This window comes from Psychrobacter aestuarii, from assembly GCF_904846035.1.
GTDB lineage: Bacteria > Pseudomonadota > Gammaproteobacteria > Pseudomonadales > Moraxellaceae > Psychrobacter > Psychrobacter aestuarii.
In genome coordinates this window covers 2,341,200-2,366,194 of record NZ_CAJGYT010000001.1, presented here as the reverse complement: position 1 = coordinate 2,366,194, position 24,995 = coordinate 2,341,200, and the positions used below count along the sequence as shown (strand labels likewise).

The following is a 24,995-nucleotide window of genomic DNA, read 5'->3' as shown; positions in this document are numbered from 1 at the left end:
CGTTGTGTATCGTCATTCGGCACACGCCCACAATCAATGGGCGCGTGACGGGTGATTATTCATCATTGGCAGGCTTGCTGATTTTTTTCACGTCTTTTGGGACAGATTTTGCTGTGCCGTCTACCGTGGTGTGCTGCTTAAACGGATTGTTTTGCTGACCACCGAATGGATTTTGACCGCCGCCAAACGGATTGCCGCCTGCACCGCCGAATGGGTTTTGACCTGCGCCGCCGCCCATACCGCCAAATGGACTTTGACCGCCCATTTGTTTTGCCATCATTTCCATCATTTTTTGCTGGTTGTTCATGACGTAGTTGTTTGCCATGTCTTTGAGTTTCTTTTGTACGGGTGGCAAAATAACCAGCAGCGCCAAGATATCACTCAAAACACCAGGAATGAGCAGCAACAGACCCGCCACCGCCATCGCGATGCTCTTCATCATCGTGGTCTCAGGCGGACGCGCACCAGGGTTCATCATCCCGCCTGCTTTCATCTGCTGCGCCATTGGGCTTAGGGTGGCCATGCCTTTACGGATTAAAGAGACGCCGATGACCGCCGCCACAATAAACCACATAAACACCAACCAGCCACTCATAAACTGGGCAAGTAAATACCAAAGCAGCATCTCAATGATAAACCAAACAATGGCAATACCGACGATCTGACCCATAACGTGTCATCCTATACAATAAAAGCGAAAATTAAAAATTTGGGCAAAGTAACAATTAAAAGGTTAAAAAATGGTTAACGTAGCAAGTATATGGGGACGGCTTGCTATACTATCAAATTTACCGCTCATTTTTAAGCAATACGGAATACTATGGCGATTATTATTGGGATAGACCCTGGCTCGCGCATGACAGGCTATGGCATCATCCAGCAAACAGGCGACAAGCTGACCTTTATCGATGCGGGCACGATTCGCACCGACACCAAAGAGATGCCTGAACGATTAAAGCGCATCTTTAATGGCTTAACGCGCATCACCACGCACCACCTAAAATACGCCAATGAGCCGATACACACCGCGATTGAGCAAGTGTTTATGGCAGAAAACCCCGACTCGGCGCTGAAACTCGGGCAAGCACGCGGCGCGGCGATTGCGGCGATGGTGGCACTTGATTTGGAGGTGTCAGAATACACCGCGCGTCAGATTAAGCAGTCGGTGTGCGGCTACGGGGCGGCGGAAAAAGAGCAAGTACAAGAGATGGTCTGCCGCATCCTAAAGCTCGATGTCACCCCGCAAGCCGATGCCGCCGATGGACTCGCCTGCGCCATCTGTCACGCGCATTCTAGCCATTCGATGAATAAAATCTTGCTCAACACTGCAATGCGCGGGCGCGGCGCATCAAAGAAAAAAGGGCGCTGGCGCTTGACCGAAGAGGATATTAACGGTTTACGTTAATACTCACAAGGCAGTGTCAACACAAAAAAAGGACAGCCCCATTTAGCTGTCCTTTTTTATCGCGTAGGTTAGACAAATGGTCTTTTAGTCCTCGCTGTCGTTTTCGGCTTTGATTTTCTTAATCGTGTCTTTCAAGGCATCATTACCAAACTTGGCATCCATCGCTTTATAAAAACGCGCCAAATTGTCACCGTGTGCGGTGGGGTCAAAGTCCAATTTGCTGCCAAAATCAAGACCAATATACAGCACCAAATCGGCAAAGCTCAATTGGTCATTGACCAAATACTCATGCCCCTCAAGCGCCGACTCAAAGTAAGGCAATGCCTTAATCGCACGTCCAATCGACTTTGGCGCAAATTCGGGCGCTTGGTCAACGCGCTCTGCCTTGGTCGGGCTGCTGTGCTGGAACGCCAGCATAAAGTTATACAGTACTTCAAACTCAGCGATACGGCGCATGGCGCAGACTTTGGCACGTTGTACCACATCGTTGCCCATCACAGAGCGCTCGCCATAGACGCGGTCAAGATATTCACAGATGGCTTGCGAGTCGTTCAGTACCGTGCCATCGCTCAACGTCATGGTCGGTACGGTGTTCATGGGGTTAATGGCGTTGAATTCTTCGGTGTAATGCTCTTTTTTACTCAGGTCAATATCGACCACGTTTAGGTCATCGATATTATCAACATCAATACCTTTTGAGGCGAGCAATAGCACAGCTTTGCGCGGATTCGGGGCGTGGCGGGTAAGGTATAGGGTTTTCATGGGTGACTCCTTTCCAATGGATTAAATCATGCATTATTTAATAATCAATTTTACAATCATGACGTTTAGTCGTTTTTTTAGTGCGTCGTTTTAGTTATAACCGCTTTATATGGCCGACTCAAGCGTTACTTGTATTTCATAACAAAAGCACCGCACAGCGTCTGGCTTGAATGTTTTAGCACAAAAAAGCCGCCCAGCATGACTAGGCGACTTTTTTTACTTTACAACAAGCAGTCCATACATACGGTCATCGGCAGCTTATTTGTTCGGCGCTGGCGTGGTACGCAAGTAAGGCTTGATTTCGGTATGCCCTTTTGGATACTTCGCTGCGATGTCTTCGTTTTTGACACTGGGCGGGATAATCACGTCATCACCGTCTTTCCAGTCGACTGGGGTCGCAATGTTGTATTCATCCGACAGTTGCAAGGCGTCAATCACGCGAATGATTTCGTTAAAGTTACGACCACAGCTGGCAGGATAGGTCAGCGTGAGACGCACTTTTTTGTTCGGATCGATTATAAACACGCTACGCACGGTGGCGGTATTGTCGGCGTTTGGATGAATCATGTCGTATAGGTCAGCGACGGTGCGGTTTTCATCAGCGATGATTGGGAAATTAACGGCTGAGCCCTGAGTCTCTTCGATGTCTTTTGACCAGCTGTGATGGTCATCAATACCGTCTACCGATAGCGCGATGGGCTTGACGTTGCGCTTTTGGAACTCGCCGCCAAGGGCTGCGGTGCGCCCAAGCTCAGTGGTGCACACAGGCGTGTAGTCGGCTGGGTGCGAGAACAGCACAACCCAGCTGTCGCCCGCCCAATCGTAAAAGTTGATATCACCTTGTGTGGTGCTTGCATCAAAATTCGGTGCGCTGTCACCCAAACGAAGCTGTGCCATAATCAATTCCTTATTATCTGCTGTTATGTTGGTTTTATTGATCTATCAAAGCGCGGCTTGTTTGTCTTGCAGGTTACGCAAATCAACATTCGCCGCGTTATTCTTAAAATGCCGTTTTATCTTAACAAACTGGTTATGAATGTCTTGTGAGCGATTGTAATGCCGTTATTCCGTTTTTGGATGAAGAAAAACGTGAAAGTCTTAAAAGCCTATTAATCGTTTTTGGGTTTAAACATCGGTTTGCCATCCATGTGCAGCTGCACCTCCAGCTTGTCCCATGACAGACGCGGGGTTGCTTCGCTCATGCGCCGACTGGTCATGCCTGAATGCTGTAACGATATCCCTTGCTCATCGATGATGGCGATGCCAATCACATAGGTGTAGACGAAGCGGCTTTTTGCCTTGGGTGAGGCATTTGGGTTAAACACGCATTCCACCACTTGGTCTTGGTACGCCATACGCATCTTGGGCTGCAGGCTGGCGATAGACACCACGCCATTACTCACCGCCGAATAGACGGAGAACACCAGCGCCACTTTGCCGCCGTAGTGCTTGGCGATGTCGGGATGCACAAGGACGGTTTCTTTGCCTGGTTCTTTGAGGCTGGCGCTTTGCACATCGCCTTGATGCTGGATATAGGGCTTTGCCGTCAGCGACCCTATACGCATGGGCGCATGTACATAATCCATGTCTGTAGCGCCCGCTGCCAAAATGCCGACGCGCAAATCAAGGTCATCGTTGTCGCTGTTATTATCGCCATTGTCTTGCCAGATGGCTTCGACTTTTAGATACGCGGGATCGTTTTTGTTTAGGCTGATGCGGTGCTGATTGCCTGGTTTATCAAGGATTACTTTTTTTAGATTCAGGGGTTTGGCGGGTGTGCTGGGTGGCGGCTGTTTAGTGGTGTCAGTAGCATTGTTAGCAGCCGATGACGGCGGGGTCTCTACGGGCGCAGTATCGGCAACCTCAGCACCAAAATGCGTGACCAGCGCTGCCAAGCCGCCGTGAAAGCCTTGACCAATGGCATTGATACGCCAAATGCCTTGTTTTTTGTACAGCTGCATCAGCATGAGGGCGCGCTCTTGTCCAAAGTCACTGCCTGAAAATGCATAATCGGCACGCGTCTGCCCACCACTGACAACCTCAATGCGGCTGTCGCTCAGCGCTTGAACGGTGGCGTCCTCCATACTCAAGGTTAAGACAATCGCAGCGACGGTGTCAGGCAGACGTGCGAGCGCAATATCAAAGCGCGTGCTGGCGTCTTGGGTCATGGTGACACCGCCGCATGGCGTGGCAGGCTGGTTGTAAAACACCATGTACGCATCGCCAATCAATTTGTTATTAGCGTCAAGCAAAAAGCACGCGATATCAAACGTGTGCGCGCCTGCGGTTAAGTTGGCGTTGAGACTCAGGCTGTCGCTTGCGCCAATGTCGCTGAGTTTGGCTTTTTGTCCTGTGATGAGGTGCAGCATGACTAATCGTCCTTAAAAAACCCATGAATAATACAAAATCGAAAACGGACGGTTTGTCTAGACCGCCATATCTGCATTCCAAAGGCAAAATTCACCAAACTTGCCTGTTTTACTGATGCCGCCCGCTTGACGTCCTGCATCGGTCAGTACTAGGTTGCCGTCTTCTTCGTTTAAATAGCCTTTTTCAACGAGTTTGTCATTGAGGTCTTGGGTTTTGAGTCCCAGCTCTTTGGCGAGCTTGGCGGTGGTTAGCTTGCTGTAATTTGGCGATGCCTTTTCCGCTGCATTGCCAGTCACACTGCCATTTGACGCGCTGCGGGTGTCGGTTGTCGCCGTAGGGTTGTCGGTGACTTTCTCTAGCGACATTCTGACCTCATCGCTAATACGAATGATGCGCTTCGTCATAAGTGTCAGCGTACAGCTTAGCGTCTTCATTACGATAAATCAGTACGCCCATTTCGTTGTTATTGACTTGGCTAAACTCGTACAGATTTAAGCTGGTAATGATGCACTCATGCTCATTGAGATAGCATTTGGCGTGCAGGTTTTTACAAAAGCTGGTGCGGATAAAGCTGAGGTTTTTGAGCCAGTTGATTTCTTCAGGTTGCAAATCGTTTTTGCCATAGACAATACGAATGTCAATTTTTAGGCGGTTTTTGTCTTCTAATAACTCTTTGATGCGCTCGCTTAATTTTAGATACGGGCTGATGATGATAAGACGGTCGGACGCATTTTTAATCAATTCTTCTAGATGATACGTCGTGCCACTGGTGTTCAAAAACTTTGCCATACAAATATCCTTTATCTCAATCGCTACGGCGCGCCAAGCGATGTGTTGTTGCCATTAAACTCGTTACTATGACCCTTATTACGCCTATCGACGCGCCGCATCAAAAGCGGTCACGATAGGTAAAAAACAGGCACAAAAAACCCCGCCTCTAGCGTACTAGAAACGGGGCGGGTTATAAAGCAGTATCAACAACTATAAACCACTATTGTTTATTATTAACCCTTACGCAGGCTTGTAGCTGTCGCGTAGGCTAACAATTTGGTTAAAGACAGGCTTGTCCGTGCTGTGCAGCTCGCTGTCACTGATAAAGTAACCTTCACGTTCAAACTGGAAGCGCGTGCCCGCAGGCGCGTCCGCCAGCGACGGCTCAACCACAGCGTTTAGCTCGGTCAGTGAGTTTGGATTGAGCGCTTGGTGTACATCGCTCACGCTGCTTGGGTCAGCATCGCTAAACAGTTGCTCGTACAGACGCACAGTTGCAGGTACGCCGCGGCTTGCCGATACCCAATGAATCACGCCTTTGACCTTGCGCCCTTCGGGGTTGTTGCCCAAAGTACTTGGGTCGATGGTCGCTTTTAGCTCAACCACATTGCCCGCCTCATCGGTCACATGCTCGGTCACTGCTAATACATAGGTATTGCGCAAGCGAATCTCTGGCTTTTCGGGTGATAGGCGCTTGTAGCCCGCTGGCGGCGTGATTTCGTAGTCGCCTTGGTCGATGTATAGCGTTTCGGTGAAAGGAATCTCACGCACGCCCATATCGACATTCGGGTGTTTTGGTTGGCTCAGCCATAGTGTTTGCGCATCTTCTTCCCAGCGCGCTTCGACGTTGTCCGCCTTTAGACTTTCCCACTCGCTCACCGCCTCTTTAAAGTTGGTGATAGTGACTTTTAGCGGTTTTAGCACGGCCATACCGCGTGCGGTGGTGTTTTCTAATGACTGACGGATGCTGAATTCGAGCAAGCGCATGTCTACCACGCCGTCTGCCTTGGTCACGCCCACACGGTCACAAAAATCGCGCAAGCCTTCGGGCGTATAGCCTCGGCGGCGCATGCCTGCGATGGTCGGCATACGCGGGTCGTCCCAGCCAGCCACGATGTTTTCATCGACCAATTGCTTGAGCTTACGCTTACTGGTCAAGGTGTGGTCGACGTTTAGGCGTGAAAACTCATACTGATGCGGTGGCAGCTCAAAGCCCACTTTTTCAATCAGCCAATCGTACAATGGACGATGGTCTTCAAACTCCAGCGTACATAGCGAATGGGTAATGCCCTCTAGCGCGTCTGATAACGGATGCGCAAAATCATACATCGGATAGATGCACCATTTATCACCCGTTTGGTGGTGCGATTGATGCATCACGCGATAGATGACAGGGTCGCGCATGTTCATGTTTGGATCAGCCATGTCAATCTTGGCACGCAGTACGGCTTTGCCATCTGCGTACTTGCCGTCTTTCATATCATTGAAATGCTGCAAGTTGATGTCCACGCTGTTATCACGCTGTGGTGATGGCGTGCCCGCTTCATTAAATGAGCCGCGGTTGAGCTTAATTTCTTCAGGGGTTTGCAAATCAACATAAGCATCGCCTTGCTCAATCAGCTGCACCGCCCATGCGTATAATTGGTCAAAATAATGCGACGCATGTAGCGCATCGCCTGTCCATTCAAAGCCCAGCCACTGCACGTCTTTTTTGATGCTGTCGATATAGTCTTGCTTTTCGGCGACAGGGTTGGTGTCGTCATAGCGCAAGTGACAATCGCCACCAAACTCTTCGGCGATGCCAAAGTTTAAACAAATCGACTTCACGTGTCCCAAATGCAGATAGCCGTTTGGCTCAGGGGGAAAACGGGTAACGATTTTTGGGTATTTTTGCGCTTTGATATCATCACGCACGATATGACGAATAAAATCATTCTTTTCGTTATTGCTCGAGTCTGCGCTCATGGATACTGCTCCTAACACAAAAGGGAAATGCCTGACGCCTGATAAAAAACCTTAGGCATAACAAAAGTAAACGGTCTAAAAAAATCAATATCGCGGTATTCTATCAGGTTTCCCAAAGGCATTAACAGCCTGATACATGACAGACGGCAAAAAAGCCGTTAGACTACCCCCAGCTTTTGTAAAAGGCGGTATACAGCACGCCTGCCCGCTACAAAGGACGTGACACCTACCCAATACGAGGATATACACATGGTAGATATGCCAGTAGTTGAACTAGACACCAACATGGGTGCTATCGTTATCGAACTTAACGAAGAAAAAGCCCCTAAGACCGTCGAAAACTTTTTGAACTATGTTAAATCAGGTCATTATGACGGCACGATTTTTCACCGTGTGATTGACGGCTTTATGATTCAAGGCGGCGGTATGGACGCTGACATGAACGAAAAAGCCACCAGCCGTCCTATCGAAAACGAAGCGGACAACGGTCTAAAAAACGACGCAGGCACCATCGCCATGGCGCGTACCCAAGACCCACATTCAGCGACCAGTCAGTTCTTTATCAACGTTAAAGACAACGACTTTTTGAACCACTCAAACAAGAGCCTGCAAGGCTGGGGCTACACCGTATTCGGTAAAGTGACCCAAGGTATGGACGTGGTCGAAAAAATCAAAGGCGTGGCAACAGGTCGTTACGGCATGCACGCTGATGTACCAAAAGAAGCGGTCGTCATCAACTCTGCGACCATCGTGTCACAGTAAGTGACGCTATAGGCTGTTTATGCTTGATTTTAATCACCTGCTGACCACACGCCCACACAGCGTCCAGCAGATTTTGATTAGCGATTTGCATTTATCTGCCGATGAGCCTGCCTTAGTGCAGGCTTTTTTGGCGCTGCTCGATGACTGTCTTGCCCTGCCCGCCCTCTCGCAGTTGTATATCCTCGGCGACTGGTTTGAGGTGTGGCTCGGCGATGACATGTATACCGAGCTGGATGATGATGCCAAAGCCGCGCATTGGTTGACGCCGATGGTTAAGCGGCTAAAAGCGCTGCGCGTGGCAGGTTGCGACATTTTAGTGATGCACGGCAATCGCGACTTTTTGCTTGGGCGTCCGTTTTGTCATTTATTTGGCGCACGCTTGATTGCCGAGCCGTTTTATAACGATATTGGCGATACAGTAGTGCGTCTTGAGCATGGCGACGCGCTGTGCACCGACGATGTCAAATACCAATGGTTTCGTAAAGTCACGCGTAAGCCGTTAGTGCAGTGGTATTTTCTAAAAAAACCCATTACCAAACGCCACGACATCGCGGACAAAATGCGCGCCAAAAGTAAGCAGCAAAACGCGCAAAAATCTGCCGCCATTATGGATGTGAACAATGATGCGGTGCAGCAAGCGCTACAAAATGCGGCACTGCTCATACACGGGCACACGCACCGCCCTGCCAAACATGAGGTTAAGACAACCACGAGCGCTGAGCATGTGCTAAGTGAGCACAAATGGCGCTACGTGCTGGGCGATTGGCGCGTAATAGACGCGGGCAGCAAACGTGCCCAAGTGCAGGCGGTGATTGCCGCCGTCACAGAAGACGCAGGTAGCACGGCGCTGGACTTATACCAATTTTGCCATCGGGTGCGTTAAATATTTAATTAAAACTAAAAGTCTGTACAAATAAAAAAGCGCTTGGATTCAGTCCGAAGCGCTTTTTTATTATTCTTTAGCTTACACAAGCAATTTAAAAAAGTGCTGGCGGTAGTGCTTTAGCTCACGGATTGAGTCGCGGATGTCATCAAGTGCTAAATGACTGCCATTTTTTTCAAAGCTACTTAGCACGTCAGGACGCCAGCGGAAACACAGCTCCTTGATAGACGACACATCGAGGTTACGGTAATGAAAAAAGCGCTCAAGCTCAGGCATCTGACGCGCCAAAAAGCGGCGGTCTTGGCAAATCGAATTGCCACACATCGGCGACTTACCGCTATCGACCCATTTGCTTAAAAACTTGATGGTTTCGGCTTCGGCTTCGGCCAAAGTTACGGTACTACGGCGTACGCGGTCGATAAGCCCTGATTGACCGTGCTGCTTGGTGTTCCAGTCGTCCATACCGTTTAACACGCGGTCAGAGACCTTGATGGCAAACACAGGACCTTCGGCTAAGACGTTTAAATCATCGTCGGTCACGATGGTGGCAATCTCAATAATTTCATCACTCAAGGTGTTCAGCCCCGTCATCTCTAGGTCAATCCAAACCAGCCCTTTTTTGCCTTGGTGCTTGATTTTGATTTTATTCGGGTGTTCGGTGCTGCTCATACGCGTTCCTATTACTCAATCGGGTGACGACGCATGGACGATAGGGTTACAAAACCCTAAGATACGCCCACGCTTTAGGCTGTATGTTAGCAAATTTTCACGCTACACTTAGAGATATTTTTTTGACAGGTCGGCACTTATGGCACTTATTCGGCAACGCAAACTGAGCAAACAGCAGATTCGTCGCATCAATCAACAGCAAAAATCCAATCAAGACAGTCTCGATGACAGCTTGATGGATGGCGTGGTCATGGCACATTATGGCAAGCAGCTCGAGGTGCAAGTGACCAGCCTGCCTGCGGTGTTGCCCATCCAGCCCGAAGTCGCCCCTGATGACCCTGAACCGTTCTGGCAAGCGATTGAGATGGACGACATTTGGCGCTGCCATGCGCGCACCAACCTGCCGATGCTCGCGACAGGCGACTATGTGCGCTGGACTGCCGACCCCAATACAGGGCTTGGACGTATTGAGTCGGTGCAGCCGCGCACCTCCCTAGTCTCGCGCCCCGACCGCTATCATAAGCTAAAGCCTGTAGCGGCAAACGTGGATATTTTGGCGATTGTGTTTGCGCCCCTGCCTGCTGCTGCGCCGACGCTTATTGACCGCTATTTGGTGGTTTGTCATCATGCGGGCGTCACGCCGCTCTTGGTATTAAACAAAGCCGACTTGCTGAGCCAAAGCCAATACGCCGCAACGCAAACCCTACTCGATGACTACCGCGCCTTGGGTTACGAGACGGTATTGACCTCAGTGGACTGTCCTGAAAACATCGCCGCCAGCCAAGAGCAACAAGGCTTGGGCGATTTAAAGGCAGCGATTGATGACAAGCTGGTCATCTTTGCCGGACAATCGGGCGTCGGCAAAAGCAGCCTGATTAACGCACTGCTGCCCGACTCTGCGCAAAGCGTCAACGTCATCTCCGAAAACTCGCAGCTTGGTCAGCACACCACCACCACCAGCCGCCTGCTGCCCTTTGACCATCATAATCTGACCGAAGGCGGTATCGTCGACACCCCAGGCATCCGTGAGTATGGCATCTGGCATTTGACCCCCGACGATGTTATCTCAGGCTTTATCGAGCTTGCGCCATTATCTGGCGATTGCCGCTTTCGTGATTGCAAACACACGCACAACAGCAAAGGCTGCGCGCTTTGGCAAGCGGTTGCGGATGGACAAGTATTACAGCGCCGCGTTGAAAACTTGGTGACGTTGCAAGAAGAAGCGGACACCAAACCGTATTGATAATACCCCCTTTGTTTTAGCAGACCTATCCGCCCTACGTGCCTTTGGGCATATGGGCGGCATCATGCGTTTACTATAGATGCCCTTATCGGTATAATGTCGCCTTGTTCATCGGTATTGCGCTACCTATAAGCGTGATAGAACGCTTATTTTTCGGAGGTTTGGTTTGAACTTTGATCGTGCGCTTGAGTTTATGGGTAACCACCCATTTTTATTCGGTATTTTGGTCGTTTTGATGGTGCTGTTTTTTGCCATTGAGAATAAACGCAGCGGTAAGAAAATCTCAGCCAACACGCTCGGCATGATGGTCAACTCGCAAAATGCCCAGCTGATTGATATCCGCCCGAATAAAAAATTCACCACAGGCTATATCCAAGGTAGCCGTAACATCCCTTTCACTGAGCTAAAAGACCGCTTGCCAGAGATTCGCGCCATTGAGCAGCCTGTTATCATTATTTGTGATATGGGCGTGCAAGCAGGCGCAGCGGTACAGATGATTGGTAAAGACAATGTCTATCGTCTCGATGGCGGCGTCAATGGCTGGAAATCCAGCGGCATGCCACTCGTTGGCCTAAATAAAGACCAAGCCAAAGGCAAGCCTAAAATGAGCAAATAACTGCTCATTACCCAGCATCATAAAAGCACTGCCTCTTGGCGGTGTTTTTTATTGCCTGTCATTTTTAAAACCATTCTTACGCACCCGCCCTTTACGCTGCACGCGTTTATCCATTGTCCCTTTATCTGTCATCAGGTCTGGATTGCTTTAAATTACAAAACTTGCAAATTTGCTTGCTTGAATTCATCATCACCGTCCCCAAATTGGTATAAACATCAACGGCAATACCGCTGTTGTTTCCGCACATTGACTATTTTTGATACATAATAAGGAATGACCATGAGCGTCCCTGTAACCGTTTATACCACCCCAATTTGCCCATACTGCACCAACGCCAAGCAACTGCTAAAGTCTAAAGGCGTGGATTATGAAGAAGTGGGCATGCACGACATGAGCCGCGAAGACCGTATGGAACTGATGAAAAAAACCAATAATTACCGTACCGTACCGCAGATTTTTGTCGGCGATACTTTTGTTGGTGGCTTTGATGAGTTGAATCAAATGAACCAACAAGGTAAGCTTGACGAGCTGCTCGCTGGTTAAGACACCGCAGCCGTAAGTTTGCAGCGTCCTTAATGATAAAAAACTGTCTATAACAGTGGTTTGTCATCATTGTAAGGGCGCACTTTCATATAACGATAACACACCATTTTTATGATTTGAGGAGCTGTCATGGCTGAAGAACAAGCACAACCACAATTGGCACTAGAGCGCATTTACGTTAAAGACATGTCACTAGAAGTCCCAGGCGCAGAAGTATTCACCAAAGAGTGGAACCCTGAGCTGGACATCAATCTGTCAAGCAACGCTGAAAAGCTCGACGACGACCATTATCAAGTGGTTCTGACCGTGACGGTCAATGCTAAAAACGCGGATGCGCCTGCCTTTATCGCAGAAGTACATCAAGCGGGCATCTTTTTGCTAAAAAGCATCCCAGAAGAGCAAATCGGTCAGATTCTAGGTGCGTATTGCCCGAACGTCTTGTTCCCATACGCGCGCGAAGTCATCAGCGATATCGTGACCCGTGGCAGCTTCCCGCAGCTATTGCTTGCACCCGTCAACTTTGACCAAGCCTACGCGCAAAGCCAGCAGCAAACCGCTGCCCAAGGTAATGCGTAATGTGACTGCACGCCATCATTCAGTGCAGCTAGAGGCTAGGACTGGGTGATACAGCGTCAATAAAAAGCCGTCTGTTTTTGCAGGCGGTTTTTTTATGGTGATTCGTTTCTATTTTAGCTATTAGGGCGTTCATCTTAGTGCTTGAGTCAGGGACAAGACAGTCTCGTAAATTTGAAAAATTTGATATCGTTCAGTGTTAAAATTTGCTTAGGCTATTTTAAAAGACGGTTTAAAAAACCCCAAAACCATAAACGGCATTGGGGTTTTATTTTAATCGGTCAATAGTTTAGCCATTGACCCATCATAAGCGATTACTCGCCTTTCAGCGTGCTCAATACTTGCGCTTTTACCTCATCGATGCCTTGCGTGCCGTCGAACTTGGTGTATGCTGGCGCGTCTGCACCTTCTTGCGCTTTTTCTTGATAAAAACCAACCAAAGCAGCGGTTTGCTGATGGTACGTAGACAGACGTTCGCGGATAGTGTCTTCTTTGTCATCGTCACGCTGAATCAGTGGCTCGCCAGTCACGTCATCGATACCCTCAACCTTTGGTGGGTTGTGCGCGATGTGGTACACACGACCTGAGCCTGGGTGCTGACGGCGACCTGACAGGCGGTTGACGATTTCGTCATCAGGCACGCTGATTTCGACCACGTGATTGATGGCAACGTCCGCATCTGCCAGCGCTTGCGCTTGTGGGATGGTGCGTGGGAAGCCGTCAAAGATGCAGCCATTGGCGCAATCAGGCTTAGCGATACGCTCTTTGACCAAGTTGATGATCAAGTCATCAGAAACCAATCCACCTGCATTCATGATGCTTTCAGCTTGGCGACCCAGCTCGCTGCCCTCTTTGATTGCCGCGCGTAGCATGTCGCCTGTTGAGATTTGCGGGATATCAAATTCTTGAGAGATGAACTGTGCTTGTGTGCCTTTGCCAGCGCCTGGTGGTCCAAGCAAAATAATACGCATCATGATACGTGTCTCCTATAATTTAGGCAGGGTTGGGGTTGTTTTTGAGTTGTCTTGGCTACCTTACCTTGTGCAGATATAAAGCTCAAGTTTTTTTCATGCTCATTGCAGGTGGCTTTTAAAAAATAAAAGACAAATCACCGCTTATCGGTGATTTGTCGGTATTGGTAGCCGATTATTGGCGCAAAATGACGATAAGCGCGCTTTAGGTTTAAGGGACTTGCTGATTAATCTCAACATTGACTGCATTCACATCAGCACCGATAACCACAGGGTTGCCTGACAAGTCGCCAGATTCAGCCACCGCATTGCCACTATGGCTGATACGGGCAACGACGGCGAGCTGTACTTTGTCCGCACGGGCGCTATGGATGGTGCGCCCTGGCATCATGGCGTCAAGGTCACTTAGGCGTACTTCTGCCTTGCCTTGTTTGATGCTGCTGATCGGTAAGCGCTTGGCGGCATATGGTGGACCACCTGCGACATCACGAATGGCGACGAACAGCACGTCGTCCGCTTTGACGAGCGGTAAGAGGCTGCTGTTGACCGTGATGCTGACATCGATACCTTGTGATGCCTGCTGCTCTTGGCTGTTGATATTGGCTTTTAGCTCATCAAGACTGGTTAGCGCTTGGCTGTGGTCGCCTGGTTTGGCTGCGATGCTCTCACGCAAACGGGCAACCCAGCCGCGCGCTTGGGCAAAGTTGTTCGCGCGTGCTTCACCCATGGCCATAATCATCTGCGCGCCTTCGTGCTGCGGATTGGTCGCGAGTACGCCTTCTAGTACGCGGCGACTATTGGCATCGAGCTGCCCACTGTTGGCAAAAAAGCTGACTTGCGCATAAGTGGTGGCAATCTCTTCATTGTCTGGCGACAAGCGGTAAGCGCGTGCCAAAGACTCAATGGCAGAATCGGTCGCTTCAAGCGATAAAAACAGCTCGGACAGACGCATCCAGCGGTTTGGGTCATCTGCATGCCGATAGACATTGGTTTGCATGGCGCTGATGAGCTGTTGCCCATCTTCAATCGCCCATGCAGGCGGCTGGTCGATTTTGCCTGTTAATAAGTCATCAGCCACTTGCCCGACTTTGTCTTCTGCTTTCCACAGCTCAAAGACAGGCGTGCGGTCGCTTACCAGCAAGTATGCCATAAAGGCGAGTACGGGTACCCACACCATGACTATCAGGCGGCTTTTGATACTCGGTGGTATCATCGGTGCCGTTTGTCGTTGCACATCGAGCAGCTGACGCTCAAGCTCCAGCTTTTGGCTTTCGTAGTGCGCTTCATCCAGTGTGCCATTGTCTTTGTCTGCGGCAAGCTCTGCTAAGCGCTCGCGAAATACCGCGACGTTTAAGTCCAAAAGCTGATTGTCCTCGGCAATACCATTGGTACGTGAGGCGCGCAGCCATGGCACGAGTACAATCACTGCCAACAGCAGCGCAATCAATAGACTCAGCGAAATAAATAAGCCAGCGGTCGGAAATATCATCATTGCTTGTCCTCTTTGCTCGGCGTATCTGTAGAAGGTGCGCTGCTGCGTGCTAAGAGCTTGTCCAGCTCTGCGCGTTCACTGGCGCTCAGCGGCTTTGGCGCATCCTCATCGGGTGTGATGCTCACTGCACCACTCGCCTCACGCTGCTGACGCTTGGTACGCCACCACCAGCCGATTAACAGCAGTACCAATAAAAGTGGCGGAAAAAACCATAAAATCCACGTGGAAGGACGCACGGGCGGACGGTAGCTGATAAAGTCGCCATAACGGTCTTGCATATAGCTGCGTATCTCCGCGTCACTGCGACCCTCTTTAATCAAATCATAGGTTTTTTGTTTCAAATCCTGCGCAATCGGTGCATCGGAGCCTGCCAAGTTTTGGTTTTGGCATTTTGGGCAGCGCAGCTCTTCGATAAGACCACGGTACTGGGCTTCTTGCTGCGGGGAGTCAAACTCATACACGTCAATCGCGGCATGGGCGGCAACGCTAAGCACCATCGCTGCCAGAAGACTTGCACCCAATAGACGCAAACGGACGATGAGCGCACGTAGTGAAGACCACGTTATCATTTGCACACCTCCGCAATCTCGCTTGCCACAGGTGTGTTGCCGCTTTTGCTGGCACTGCTTAATACCATCAAACAAGGCGCAACCCGCTCTTGCCAATTTTGTTCATTAATCTCGCCAATAATGTGCTGGCGAATCACCCCTTGGGCATCAACGACAAAGGTTTCAGGCGCACCCGTCAAGCCTAAATCAAGGGCAAACTGTCCTGCCTTGTCTTGAATCGACATTGAGAACGGGTCGCCGCGCTCATTAAGATAACTGAGCGCATTACCAATCTCGTCTTTATAATTGACGCCGACAATATTGACCCCGCGCTCCTCCAAGGTCATCAAAAACGGATGCTCAACCACACACGTCGGACACCATGAGCCCCAAATGTTCATCAAAAAAGGCTGTTTGGGCAAGGTCTCATTGGTCACCATGCGCGAGGTGTCAGACAATAGCGGCAGCTCAAAGGTAGGTACAGGGCGCTCGAGCGCAGTATTGGTGACAATCTCTGTTGGTTTACCTAGGCGCATATAGAGCATGACGCACAGCCCAAAAAACACCACCAGTGGTATCAAAAACCATATTTTCATCTGCTTTTTACGCATTATCTGCCTACCTTATGACAAAACGCTTGGATAGCTTTGCTTGTACTGCTTGGCTACTCGAGTTCATATTACTTGTCCTGCATCGCTGCAAGCGACACTGTACGCTCTGCGGGCGCTACCTTTTTTAGACGATAGCGCTTATCAAACATACTGAGCGCACCACCCAATGCCATGATAATCGCACCGAGCCAAATCCAGCGTACCAAAGGCTTAACGTAGATACGCACCGCCCATTGATTGCTGCCCTCAGCAATCGGCTCGCCGAGCGCCACGTACACATCCCGCAGTAGGCTTGCATCAATCGCCGCCTCATTCATCGGCATCATGCTGACCACGTAGGTGCGTTTTTCTGGATACAAGGTGGTCACCTCGCGCCCGTCTTTACTGACCAAGACTTCGGATTGAATACCGTCAAAGTTGCTGCCTTTAACCTCATGAAAATCTTTGATGTCAAAGTCATAGCCCTGCACTTGGATGCTGTCACCAATGCCCAGCGCCACATCGCGCTCAATGCTAAGACTGGTGGTGACCGCCACGCCCAATGCCGCGACCAATATGCCTACATGTGCCACCTGCATGCCCCAATAGCTTTGGCGCAGCTGACGAATACCTGCCCACAAACCGCTGGCATTTTTGCTCTTGTCTTTGATATCGACACACATCCACAGCAGTACCCAGACGCTAAGCGCGACGGTCACAGCGATGTTTAGCATGGCAGAGGGATGGGTAAAGTAAGCAATCACCGCGCCCAGTACCACAGCACTGACCGCAATGGTCATCGCCACACCAAGCAGTGGTCGATTGTCTTTTTTCCAGCGGATGTTCGCGCCCATACCCATCGCCAAGAGAAGCAGCCACGTTAAGGGTACAAACAGCGCATTAAAGTACGGCGGGCCAACAGACACCTGACCAAGATTAAAGGCATCAGCGATAATCGGATACAATGTGCCGAGCAGCACCACCAAGGTGGCAATCAAAATCACCACATTGTTGACCACCAAAAATGACTCGCGTGAGATGAGCTTGTAATGACTCTCAACCGTCAAGCGCCAGCCACGAATGGCGAACATCAATAAGCCGCCACCGACAACCACGCCCAAAATCGCCAAAATCACCATCCCGCGTGTGGGGTCAGCAGCGAACGAATGCACCGAGGTAATCACCCCTGAGCGCACCAAGAAAGTACCCAGCAAGCTCAAAGCAAAGGCAAAAATCGCGAGCATAATCGTCCATGCCTTAAACACCCCGCGCTTTTCGGTCACCGCTAACGAGTGTAGTAGCGCTGTACCTGCCAGCCATGGCAATAGTGAAGCGTTTTCGACAGGGTCCCAGAACCACCAGCCGCCCCAGCCAAGCTCGTAATACGCCCACCATGACCCAAGCGCGATACCTAGAGTCAAAAAGCCCCACGCCGCCTGTGTCCACGGACGTGACCAGCGTGTCCATACCGCGTCCAAACGCCCTGCCCACAGCGCCGCCATACAAAACGCGAACGGCACGACCATACCCACATAGCCCATATACAGCATCGGTGGGTGAATAATCAAACCAGGGTCTTGGAGTACAGGGTTTAGGTCCGCGCCATCGACAGGCAGATTGGGCAAGGTGCGGTCAAACGGTGATGAGGTAAAAATCAGCATCGCCAGCATCATCATCTGCACGCCTGCCAATATCACCAGCACCCGCGCCCGCATAGAGAGCGGCAGACCACGGCTAAAGTACGACACCAGCGCACACCAAATCGCCATAATCGTCATCCACAATAGCAGCGAGCCTTCGTGCCCGCCCCATGTCGCCGACAGCTTGTAATACCATGGCAATAAGGTGTTGGAATGCTGCGCCACATACACCAAGCTAAAATCATTGTAATAAAAGCCTGCCATCAAGCAAGCAAAGGACACCAGCATCGCTGCCAGCTGCGCCCATGCCAGACTCGGTGCCAAGCGCTGCCACGCTATCTGCTGACGCCACACGCCAACCGTGGGCAACACCACCTGCAAAATCGCCAATACAAAAGCAGACAGTAAGGCAAAGTAGCCCAGTTCTGTGATTAACATACAATCAAACCTTATTTACCTAACGACCATCAGCACAAAAAAGCAGTGATGACACGTGTTATTGATGCCGTATTAAGCGTGCCCTTATTGTCAATAGCGGCGTATGTACTAGCCCATGGCAGGGAAAAAGACCAACACCAAGTGTAGCCAGCCTGCCAAAAATCCTGTGAGTCCACCAAGCACAATCAGCGTCAGCTCATCTTCTCGAAACGCAGGACGCAATAGGTTTTGAAACTCATCGGGCGACAGTGCGCGGATACGGTCACGAAACAGACCGAATATCTTACTGGCGCGGCTCTCATTCAACCCAGGGTCGCGCAAGGGCACCATCGTCGCGGTGATGGATTTGTCAATAATGGTGTTCTTTAAATGCCCAAACTCACGGCGACCGAGACTCACACGCAAGGTGGTACGCACCACAGGCGTGTCCAGCACCTCATATAAGTGCGACTTCATTAGCTCACGCGTTTGCGCCGCGCGCTCGCCATACATCATCTCATTCATGATGTTCTCAAGCGTCACCAGCTCACGCACCACGATGTCGGCAAACACCTCCGACACCTCTTCTTGGCGCTTCATAAAGCCGCCTTGCCAGCGGTACTTGGCAAGGTGCGGCAAATGCAGACGAATAAACGGCGCGCGCTTTGTGAGTGAAAACCACTTAATATAAGGAATAAAACGCGGCTCGACAGGATTGAACACCATCCAAATGGCAATCCAGTTGGTCAACAAGCCCCAAACAGCAGCAAAAAATGGCACTGTCCAGTGCTGCGGCACCACCAAGAAAATAAACATCTGAATGATGCCGAATATCAAGCCAATCAGCGCGCTGATGTGCCAGATAAAATCAATCTCTTTTTGTCCCACTTTTAGAAACATATTGACCATCAAACGGCGGTCACGCTCCATTTTATTCACAATCATCTGACGCATATCGACCAAATCTTCGACATTGTGCGTCAAGTCCATGACCAGTGATTGCATAATATTGGGCAGCGCCTCATGCGCTTGGGTATAAATACGTCGTTTTAACGCAAATGGAATGTTGCGCCATAAGGACTCTGAGCGCTCAAGCATAATCTCATCGATGAGCGATTCTAGATTTTCATCCACCGTATCGGTGATGAATGCCGCCATTTGCTCAGGCTCCATCGCCTGAAAAAACTCATCCAATGAGCCGAGCTTGGAGAGCGTCTGATCAACAATGACGCCCGATATCTTACCCGCCTTGCGCGGTACGATGCCTTGCCAGCCAATCCCTGGCAGACCAAAAAAAGGAAAGTGTGCAACGCGTATGCCCCAAAACTTGATGGGATAAAACAGCATTTTTAGCGCCATCCAGACATGCGCCCACGTGACGAGTGCCGTCACAGGCGGGATGGTCAGCATGGCGACAAACTCAGGATGTGCGACGAGCGTTTGCCATATAGATGAGATGACCATGACTGTATGTGCCCCTATGAACCCATTTTCACTGAACGCGACCTGCCATCGCGGCGGTATCGATCACTTCAGCGACTGTCCCGTGACTAAAATCTGTGCTCTTTGTCACTTATGCTCACGACAAAGCACGCCTGCTGCGCTGCATGGATAACATTTGCATACCGTTAACGGCAACAAATAAAATCGCATGATTTTAACATACTTGCCCCTTATTAGCACACCCAACACACACGAAGATACGTATCGGTAACGAGTGCGGTATCTTTTGTTATACTGACCCAAGCGGCGCGAATCGCTGGCAGCACTGCCCGATTTGTCCGCGCTTTATTTTTTATTGAGTTTATGTTTTATCATGTCTTTTTTGTCGTCATCGTCCAAGCAGCATACCCAGCAGCAGTTTGTCCGCCGTCTGGGGATATTTGCCCTACTCATCTTGCTCGGCTTTGGCGGTTTATTACTGCGCTATGGCTATTTGCAAATCTACGCGCATGAAACATACGCGCAAAAAGCCGATGACAACCGCACGCAGCGGCTGGCGATACCGCCGACGCGCGGGGACATTTATGACCGCAATGGCATCATCATCGCAGGCAACCACCCTGTCTTTACCGCCGTTTTGTACCCCAAGACCTTGGACAACCCAGAGCAGACGCTCACGCAGCTGATACCGATTTTTTCATTGTCCGCTGACGCCATTGCCGACATACGCGCCAGCCTAAAGCGCAATCCTAAAGACCCCGTTACCATCAAAGTGGATATCAGCAGTGACGAGATGGCGCGCTTTAGTGAACGCCAGCCTTTTTTTTCAGGTGTGCGTATCCAAAGCACCTTGGTGCGTACCTATCCGTACGATGATCTCTTCGCGCATGTGCTCGGCTACGTGGGGCGTATTAATGATAAAGACAGCCAGCAGATTGATAAGGCGCGTTACGCGGGTACCGATTTGATTGGCAAAATTGGTATCGAGCGTGAATACGAAGACCAGCTGCTTGGACAGCCTGGCTATCAAAAGGTCGAAACCAACGCGCATGGCGATATCTTGCGCGAGCTTGAAACCATCCCTGCAACCGCAGGCAAAGACTTGCACGTGAGCCTCGATTACGGTCTACAAAAAGTCGCCGCCCAGCAGTTGGCAGGACGACGCGGCGCGATTGTGGCGATTGACCCCCGTGATGGCGGGGTGCTGGCGTTTGTGAGTAACCCAAGCTACGACCCGAACCCTTTTATCTCAGGCATCTCTTTTGCCGATTATGGCGCGCTGCGCGATGACGAGGACCAGCCGCTATACAACCGCGCTTTGCAAGGCATGTACCCGCCTGGCTCGACCATCAAACCTTTTGAAGGTTTGGGCGGGCTGCACTATGGCTTGCGCACATGGCGCACCACCATCTTTGACCCAGGTTATTTTAGCTTGCCTGGTGACTCACACCGCTTTCGCGATTGGAAGCGCGGCGGGCATGGCACAGTCAATCTAAAAAAATCCATCATGATGTCAGTGGACACCTATTATTATAAGCTGTCGTACGAGATGGGTATTGAGCGCCTGCACGATTGGATGGTGCGTTTTGGCTTTGGCAGCAAGACAGGCATTGATTTGCCCAATGAAAAAGCAGGCATCATGCCAAGCCCATTATGGAAACAAAACACTTATAATCAGCGCTGGCTGCCAGGCGAGACCATCTCCGTCAGTATCGGACAGGGGTATTTTTTGGCAACGCCGTTACAAATCGCCAATGCCACCGCGATTCTTGCCAATAGCGGCAAACGCATTCCCCCGCACGTTATTAAAGTCGACGACGCTGCGGCAAAGACGTTGGTAGAAAAAGCATTGCGCATTGATTACGCGGGCGATAACGACGACTGGCAAAAAATGCAAAATGCCATGGAAGACACCGTCAAAAACGGCACCGCGCGAGGCATCTATACGCCTTTGTACCGTATTGCTGGCAAAACGGGCACCGCGCAGGTAAAATCCATCGCTCAAGGCGCACGCTACGATAAATCCGCGATTGACCAGCGCTACTGGGACCATGCGTGGTTTAATGGCTTTGCGCCTGTGGACAATCCGCAAATCGCCCTTGCTGTCTTGGTCGAAAATGGCGGTGGCGGCAGCAGTGTGGCGGCACCGATTGGCCGCGTCTTATTTGATTACTGGCTGCTGCAGCGACCACAAGCCCCGTTAACACCGCCAAAAGCGCAGCAATACGCACCCTCAGACACTCAATAACCCGACATAGCCGAGCGCTTATGAAAAAATCTACCAAAACTCGCCGCCCATCATCGACCTCAACGAGCGCCTGTAGTGAAGTGCGTATCATCGGCGGACAGCTCAAACGGCGTAACGTCTCCTTTATCGCTGCTGACGGTCTGCGTCCTACCCCTGACCGCCTGCGCGAGACGCTGTTTAACTGGTTGATGGGCGACTTGTATGAAGCGCGTGTGTTGGACGCTTGCGCAGGCAGCGGCGTGCTCGGCTTTGAAGCACTGTCCCGCGGCGCTATACATTGCACCTTTATTGAAGCCAATGCCGCACAATACGCCATGCTACAAAAAAATGCAGAAAGTCTGCGTCTGGACAGCCACAGCTATCTGATTGCCCACGCCCCTGCCGAGCAGTATTTGACCAGTCATGCGCCTGCGGGCAGTGACGCGGTCTTTGATGTCATTTTTCTTGACCCGCCCTATGCCGCGAACCTATGGCAGCCGATATTAGACGCGCTCCTTACGCAAGATTGCCTTGCCGCGCATACCTTATTGTATGTCGAGGCTGACCGTGACACTGATGTGATTATGGATGAATGGTGCGCCAAAAACGCCGATATCTTGAGCAAAAAGCAGATGCAAACGCCAATTTGTCTAAAACAGACGAAAGTCGGTCAAGTTATGGCTGGACTTTATCAGCTTGGCTCGTCATAATTGCAGACTTCCCAGCCAAAACTGCCAAATCCAAGTATTTATACCCAGCGGGCGAAAATAAAGCGCGATGCCGCTTGCAACCGTATACACTACTGCTTATAATGTGCAGTCTGTTTTTTGAGAGCCCCGTTCCCAAACTCTCAACGAATTTTAATTTAAGGTTTTATCATGAAAACACTTAGTGCAAAACCAGCTGAAGTGACCCATGACTGGTATGTCGTTGATGCTAACGGCAAAACCCTTGGTCGCCTAGCGAGCCAAATCGCTCATCGCCTACGCGGTAAGCATAAGGCATCTTTTACCCCGCACGTTGACACTGGTGACTTCATCGTCGTCATCAACGCTGACAAAATTGCAGTAACGGGTAAAAAAGCGCAAGACAAGAAATACTATCGTCACAGCGGCTACCCAGGTGGTATCAAAGAAACCAACTTCACCAAGCTGATTGCACATAAGCCTGAAGATGTTCTACACAAAGCAGTTAAGGGTATGCTTCCAAAAGGTCCTCTTGGCTACGCGATGATTAAGAAGCTGAAGCTGTATGCCGGTACAGAGCATCCACACAGCGCTCAGCAACCTAAAGAACTAGACATCTAAGGAGTCACTTATGGAACGCAATTACGGAACTGGTCGCCGCAAGACGTCTACTGCCCGTGTCTTTTTGTCAAAAGGTACTGGTAACATCGTCGTAAACGGTAAGCCACTAGACGAATACTTCAGCCGTGAAACTTCACGCATGGTTGTTCGTCAGCCACTAGAGCTACTAGACTCAGCCACCGCTTATGACCTATACATCACCGTTGCTGGTGGTGGTATCAATGGTCAAGCAGGCGCTATCCGTCACGGTATCACTCGCGCATTGATCGAGTCTGACGAAACACTAAAGCCTGCACTAAAAGCAGCTGGCTTTGTTACTCGTGACTCTCGTCAAGTTGAACGTAAGAAATTGGGTCTACGTAAAGCACGTAAACGTCCTCAATTCTCAAAGCGTTAATTTGCTATACGCAGTATGGACTGCTATTTATCAGTCCTTATTGCCAAGCATCAAAAACCCCATATACTGCGTGCAGTGTGTGGGGTTTTTTTATGCGCCTGTGTTCCGTCATAAACAGTTTTTTATTAAAAGTTTTTATAAATAACTTATTTTTCAAAAAAATTGTGTTATCAGATTTTGCGCTTTAAGCGCAGCAGTCACATAAGCGGCTACGCATGACTTGCAAAGCGCGTAAAACTGCCCCATCATCTTAGTTTATTTTGTGAATCAGCCTTTTATTATGACAGCGCCAGAACAATTCGACCCAAAACGTGACAGCACAGCCAAAACATCGAGCAACCCAAACACGTCTATTCCTGTCAGTGATAGCCCGTCTCTGACCGAGACGCACAAGCAAACGGCGAATGCGCAAAAAAAACCGTTTGAGTGGCAGTTTTTATTGCCCAAATATTGGGGCATTTGGCTCACGTTCGCGCTGATTTTGCCGCTGATGTATTTGCCGCTGCGGATACAGTTTTGGCTGGGTCGCAAACTTGGCATATTGATTTATCGCGTGGCAAAATCTCGTCGCCGCGATACGCTGATTAACCTAGGACTCGCCTTTCCAGAGAAGCCAGCAGCAGAGCGTGAGCTGATGGCAAAGCAAGTCTTTGTCAATCAAGGTATCGGCGTGTTTGAAACCTTGTGCGCGTGGTTTCGCCCCAATGTGTTTAAGCGCACGTTTTCTATCTCAGGCTTACAGCATCTGGTCACTGCGCAAAAAGAAGGGCGCGCCGTGATTTTATTGGGCGCGCATTATACGCTGCTCGATTTGGGCGGGCGTCTGTGTACCCAGTTCTTTCCCACCGACTGTATGTATCGCCCGCAAAACAATCCTCTGCTTGAATGGTTTGTGTACAACGGCCGCACCAACGTGTTTGGGCAGCAAATATCCAGCCGTGATATGCGCACGTTGGTGAGCGCGATTAAGGCAGGGCATGTGATTTGGTACTCGCCTGATCAAGATTATGGGCTAAAACAAGGGGTTATGGCACCCTTTTTTGGTGTGCCTGCGGCGACCATCACCGCTTCACGCCGTTTGGCAAAGCTGGGTAGTAAAGCCAATCCACCTGCGGTCATGGCGCTGCACACCTACCGCCAGACGCCAGACAATATCCCTAAAGGCAAACGTCCGCATTACCACATCACCATCACCGAGGCGATGTGCGACTATCCAAGCAATGACGAAGTGCATGATGCCACCCGCGTTAATGAAATACTCGAATCACTGATTCGTATCGACCCCACACAGTGGATGTGGTTTCATCGCCGCTATAAAAATACCCCCGAAGGGCGCAGCAACATCTATAAATAAGCGCTTTTCAAAAGCGTATGAGCGGCATGGGAAATTTGTTATACTGC

The 24,995-nt window shown here is 50.2% G+C and carries 24 protein-coding genes and 1 pseudogene; 12 read left to right on the top strand and 13 right to left on the bottom strand.

Translation table 11 applies throughout. The features are described from left to right. Positions 1–55 precede the first annotated feature (55 nt). Positions 56–670, bottom strand: coding sequence for an FxsA family protein (locus JMW05_RS10195; RefSeq protein ID WP_201505149.1), 615 nt, complete (start codon positions 668–670; stop codon positions 56–58). 150 nt (positions 671–820) lie between these two features. On the opposite strand from JMW05_RS10195, the gene ruvC reads away from it, so the two are divergent. Next, a complete protein-coding gene (gene ruvC / locus JMW05_RS10190) occupies positions 821–1,405 on the top strand; it encodes a crossover junction endodeoxyribonuclease RuvC (RefSeq protein WP_201505148.1) in 585 nt (194 codons plus the stop codon). An 84-nt stretch (positions 1,406–1,489) separates the two neighbouring features. Here the strand turns inward: ruvC and JMW05_RS10185 are convergent, their stop codons facing one another. From JMW05_RS10185 to JMW05_RS10165, 5 genes and pseudogenes are all read right to left on the bottom strand, one after another. Then, the gene (locus JMW05_RS10185; RefSeq protein ID WP_201505147.1) at positions 1,490–2,167 is read right to left on the bottom strand and encodes a glutathione S-transferase family protein; all 678 of its coding nucleotides are present in this window, start codon (positions 2,165–2,167) and stop codon (positions 1,490–1,492) included. A 258-nt stretch (positions 2,168–2,425) separates the two neighbouring features. Next, the gene (locus JMW05_RS10180; RefSeq protein ID WP_201505146.1) at positions 2,426–3,064 is read right to left on the bottom strand and encodes a peroxiredoxin; all 639 of its coding nucleotides are present in this window, start codon (positions 3,062–3,064) and stop codon (positions 2,426–2,428) included. Between the two features lie 212 nt (positions 3,065–3,276). After that, positions 3,277–4,536, bottom strand: a complete 1,260-nt coding sequence (locus tag JMW05_RS10175) for a TerD family protein (protein ID WP_227691506.1) — start codon at positions 4,534–4,536, stop codon at positions 3,277–3,279. 57 nt (positions 4,537–4,593) lie between these two features. After that, positions 4,594–5,326, bottom strand: a pseudogene (locus JMW05_RS10170) (phospholipase D-like domain-containing protein). Positions 5,327–5,548: 222 nt separating this feature from the next. After that, complete coding sequence (locus JMW05_RS10165; RefSeq protein ID WP_201505145.1) at positions 5,549–7,273, bottom strand: glutamine--tRNA ligase/YqeY domain fusion protein; 1,725 nt, start codon at positions 7,271–7,273, stop codon at positions 5,549–5,551. Between the two features lie 249 nt (positions 7,274–7,522). Between JMW05_RS10165 and JMW05_RS10160 the strand changes: the two genes are divergently transcribed. Together JMW05_RS10160 and JMW05_RS10155 are read left to right on the top strand one after the other, a co-directional pair. Next, positions 7,523–8,035: a peptidylprolyl isomerase gene (locus JMW05_RS10160; protein ID WP_201505144.1), complete on the top strand. Its 513-nt coding sequence runs from the start codon at positions 7,523–7,525 to the stop codon at positions 8,033–8,035. 19 nt (positions 8,036–8,054) lie between these two features. Then, a complete protein-coding gene (locus JMW05_RS10155) occupies positions 8,055–8,918 on the top strand; it encodes a UDP-2,3-diacylglucosamine diphosphatase (protein ID WP_201505143.1) in 864 nt (287 codons plus the stop codon). An 81-nt stretch (positions 8,919–8,999) separates the two neighbouring features. Here the strand turns inward: JMW05_RS10155 and orn are convergent, their stop codons facing one another. Beyond that, positions 9,000–9,587, bottom strand: coding sequence for an oligoribonuclease (gene orn / locus JMW05_RS10150; RefSeq protein ID WP_199507163.1), 588 nt, complete (start codon positions 9,585–9,587; stop codon positions 9,000–9,002). Positions 9,588–9,726: 139 nt separating this feature from the next. On the opposite strand from orn, the gene rsgA reads away from it, so the two are divergent. The 4 genes from rsgA (at position 9,727) to secB (ending at position 12,565) form a co-directional block, all read left to right on the top strand. Next, positions 9,727–10,830, top strand: a complete 1,104-nt coding sequence (gene rsgA, locus JMW05_RS10145) for a ribosome small subunit-dependent GTPase A (protein WP_201505142.1) — start codon at positions 9,727–9,729, stop codon at positions 10,828–10,830. A gap of 193 nt (positions 10,831–11,023) precedes the next feature. Beyond that, a complete protein-coding gene (locus JMW05_RS10140) occupies positions 11,024–11,446 on the top strand; it encodes a rhodanese-like domain-containing protein (protein ID WP_201505621.1) in 423 nt (140 codons plus the stop codon). 279 nt (positions 11,447–11,725) lie between these two features. Then, entirely contained in the window at positions 11,726–11,989 is a 264-nt protein-coding gene (grxC, locus tag JMW05_RS10135; RefSeq protein ID WP_201505141.1) for a glutaredoxin 3, read from the top strand. A gap of 129 nt (positions 11,990–12,118) precedes the next feature. Next, positions 12,119–12,565 carry a protein-export chaperone SecB gene (gene secB, locus JMW05_RS10130; RefSeq protein WP_201505140.1) on the top strand — a complete coding sequence of 149 codons (447 nt, stop codon included), beginning with the start codon at positions 12,119–12,121 and terminating at the stop codon, positions 12,563–12,565. 311 nt (positions 12,566–12,876) lie between these two features. Here secB and adk read toward each other — a convergent pair whose 3' ends face one another. From adk to JMW05_RS10100, 6 genes are all read right to left on the bottom strand, one after another. Next, positions 12,877–13,533, bottom strand: a complete 657-nt coding sequence (gene adk / locus JMW05_RS10125) for an adenylate kinase (RefSeq protein WP_201505619.1) — start codon at positions 13,531–13,533, stop codon at positions 12,877–12,879. Positions 13,534–13,744: 211 nt separating this feature from the next. Continuing rightward, on the bottom strand, positions 13,745–15,025 hold the full coding sequence (ccmI, locus tag JMW05_RS10120; RefSeq protein WP_201505139.1) for a c-type cytochrome biogenesis protein CcmI: 1,281 nt from the start codon (positions 15,023–15,025) through the stop codon (positions 13,745–13,747). Continuing rightward, entirely contained in the window at positions 15,022–15,555 is a 534-nt protein-coding gene (locus JMW05_RS10115) for a cytochrome c-type biogenesis protein (protein WP_406947476.1), read from the bottom strand. Before JMW05_RS10115 ends, ccmI begins: the two co-directional genes overlap by 4 nt. A gap of 35 nt (positions 15,556–15,590) precedes the next feature. Further along, on the bottom strand, positions 15,591–16,169 hold the full coding sequence (locus JMW05_RS10110; RefSeq protein ID WP_227691505.1) for a DsbE family thiol:disulfide interchange protein: 579 nt from the start codon (positions 16,167–16,169) through the stop codon (positions 15,591–15,593). A gap of 83 nt (positions 16,170–16,252) precedes the next feature. Then, entirely contained in the window at positions 16,253–18,241 is a 1,989-nt protein-coding gene (locus JMW05_RS10105; protein ID WP_201505136.1) for a heme lyase CcmF/NrfE family subunit, read from the bottom strand. A 108-nt stretch (positions 18,242–18,349) separates the two neighbouring features. Next, positions 18,350–19,684: a hypothetical protein gene (locus JMW05_RS10100; protein ID WP_201505135.1), complete on the bottom strand. Its 1,335-nt coding sequence runs from the start codon at positions 19,682–19,684 to the stop codon at positions 18,350–18,352. Between the two features lie 352 nt (positions 19,685–20,036). Between JMW05_RS10100 and mrdA the strand changes: the two genes are divergently transcribed. The 5 genes from mrdA (at position 20,037) to JMW05_RS10075 (ending at position 24,948) form a co-directional block, all read left to right on the top strand. Beyond that, complete coding sequence (mrdA, locus tag JMW05_RS10095; protein WP_201505134.1) at positions 20,037–21,911, top strand: penicillin-binding protein 2; 1,875 nt, start codon at positions 20,037–20,039, stop codon at positions 21,909–21,911. Between the two features lie 20 nt (positions 21,912–21,931). Next, positions 21,932–22,600, top strand: coding sequence for a 16S rRNA (guanine(966)-N(2))-methyltransferase RsmD (rsmD, locus tag JMW05_RS10090; protein ID WP_201505133.1), 669 nt, complete (start codon positions 21,932–21,934; stop codon positions 22,598–22,600). A gap of 168 nt (positions 22,601–22,768) precedes the next feature. After that, positions 22,769–23,197 carry a 50S ribosomal protein L13 gene (gene rplM, locus JMW05_RS10085; protein ID WP_201505132.1) on the top strand — a complete coding sequence of 143 codons (429 nt, stop codon included), beginning with the start codon at positions 22,769–22,771 and terminating at the stop codon, positions 23,195–23,197. Positions 23,198–23,207: 10 nt separating this feature from the next. After that, complete coding sequence (rpsI, locus tag JMW05_RS10080) at positions 23,208–23,594, top strand: 30S ribosomal protein S9 (protein ID WP_201505131.1); 387 nt, start codon at positions 23,208–23,210, stop codon at positions 23,592–23,594. A gap of 280 nt (positions 23,595–23,874) precedes the next feature. Continuing rightward, positions 23,875–24,948, top strand: coding sequence for an LpxL/LpxP family acyltransferase (locus JMW05_RS10075; RefSeq protein ID WP_201505130.1), 1,074 nt, complete (start codon positions 23,875–23,877; stop codon positions 24,946–24,948). Positions 24,949–24,995 lie beyond the last annotated feature (47 nt).

Bases quoted from the DNA above. Each gene is read 5' to 3' on its own strand.
- JMW05_RS10195 (WP_201505149.1), bottom strand. From the start codon at position 670: ATGGGTCAGATCGTCGGTATTGCCATTGTTTGGTTTATCATTGAGATG.
- ruvC (WP_201505148.1), top strand. From the start codon at position 821: ATGGCGATTATTATTGGGATAGACCCTGGCTCGCGCATGACAGGCTAT.
- JMW05_RS10185 (WP_201505147.1), bottom strand. From the start codon at position 2,167: ATGAAAACCCTATACCTTACCCGCCACGCCCCGAATCCGCGCAAAGCT.
- JMW05_RS10180 (WP_201505146.1), bottom strand. From the start codon at position 3,064: ATGGCACAGCTTCGTTTGGGTGACAGCGCACCGAATTTTGATGCAAGC.
- JMW05_RS10175 (WP_227691506.1), bottom strand. From the start codon at position 4,536: ATGCTGCACCTCATCACAGGACAAAAAGCCAAACTCAGCGACATTGGC.
- JMW05_RS10165 (WP_201505145.1), bottom strand. From the start codon at position 7,273: ATGAGCGCAGACTCGAGCAATAACGAAAAGAATGATTTTATTCGTCAT.
- JMW05_RS10160 (WP_201505144.1), top strand. From the start codon at position 7,523: ATGGTAGATATGCCAGTAGTTGAACTAGACACCAACATGGGTGCTATC.
- JMW05_RS10155 (WP_201505143.1), top strand. From the start codon at position 8,055: ATGCTTGATTTTAATCACCTGCTGACCACACGCCCACACAGCGTCCAG.
- orn (WP_199507163.1), bottom strand. From the start codon at position 9,587: ATGAGCAGCACCGAACACCCGAATAAAATCAAAATCAAGCACCAAGGC.
- rsgA (WP_201505142.1), top strand. From the start codon at position 9,727: ATGGCACTTATTCGGCAACGCAAACTGAGCAAACAGCAGATTCGTCGC.
- JMW05_RS10140 (WP_201505621.1), top strand. From the start codon at position 11,024: ATGGGTAACCACCCATTTTTATTCGGTATTTTGGTCGTTTTGATGGTG.
- grxC (WP_201505141.1), top strand. From the start codon at position 11,726: ATGAGCGTCCCTGTAACCGTTTATACCACCCCAATTTGCCCATACTGC.
- secB (WP_201505140.1), top strand. From the start codon at position 12,119: ATGGCTGAAGAACAAGCACAACCACAATTGGCACTAGAGCGCATTTAC.
- adk (WP_201505619.1), bottom strand. From the start codon at position 13,533: ATGCGTATTATTTTGCTTGGACCACCAGGCGCTGGCAAAGGCACACAA.
- ccmI (WP_201505139.1), bottom strand. From the start codon at position 15,025: ATGATGATATTTCCGACCGCTGGCTTATTTATTTCGCTGAGTCTATTG.
- JMW05_RS10110 (WP_227691505.1), bottom strand. From the start codon at position 16,169: ATGAAAATATGGTTTTTGATACCACTGGTGGTGTTTTTTGGGCTGTGC.
- JMW05_RS10105 (WP_201505136.1), bottom strand. From the start codon at position 18,241: ATGTTAATCACAGAACTGGGCTACTTTGCCTTACTGTCTGCTTTTGTA.
- JMW05_RS10100 (WP_201505135.1), bottom strand. From the start codon at position 19,684: ATGGTCATCTCATCTATATGGCAAACGCTCGTCGCACATCCTGAGTTT.
- mrdA (WP_201505134.1), top strand. From the start codon at position 20,037: ATGTCTTTTTTGTCGTCATCGTCCAAGCAGCATACCCAGCAGCAGTTT.
- rsmD (WP_201505133.1), top strand. From the start codon at position 21,932: ATGAAAAAATCTACCAAAACTCGCCGCCCATCATCGACCTCAACGAGC.
- rplM (WP_201505132.1), top strand. From the start codon at position 22,769: ATGAAAACACTTAGTGCAAAACCAGCTGAAGTGACCCATGACTGGTAT.
- rpsI (WP_201505131.1), top strand. From the start codon at position 23,208: ATGGAACGCAATTACGGAACTGGTCGCCGCAAGACGTCTACTGCCCGT.
- JMW05_RS10075 (WP_201505130.1), top strand. From the start codon at position 23,875: ATGACAGCGCCAGAACAATTCGACCCAAAACGTGACAGCACAGCCAAA.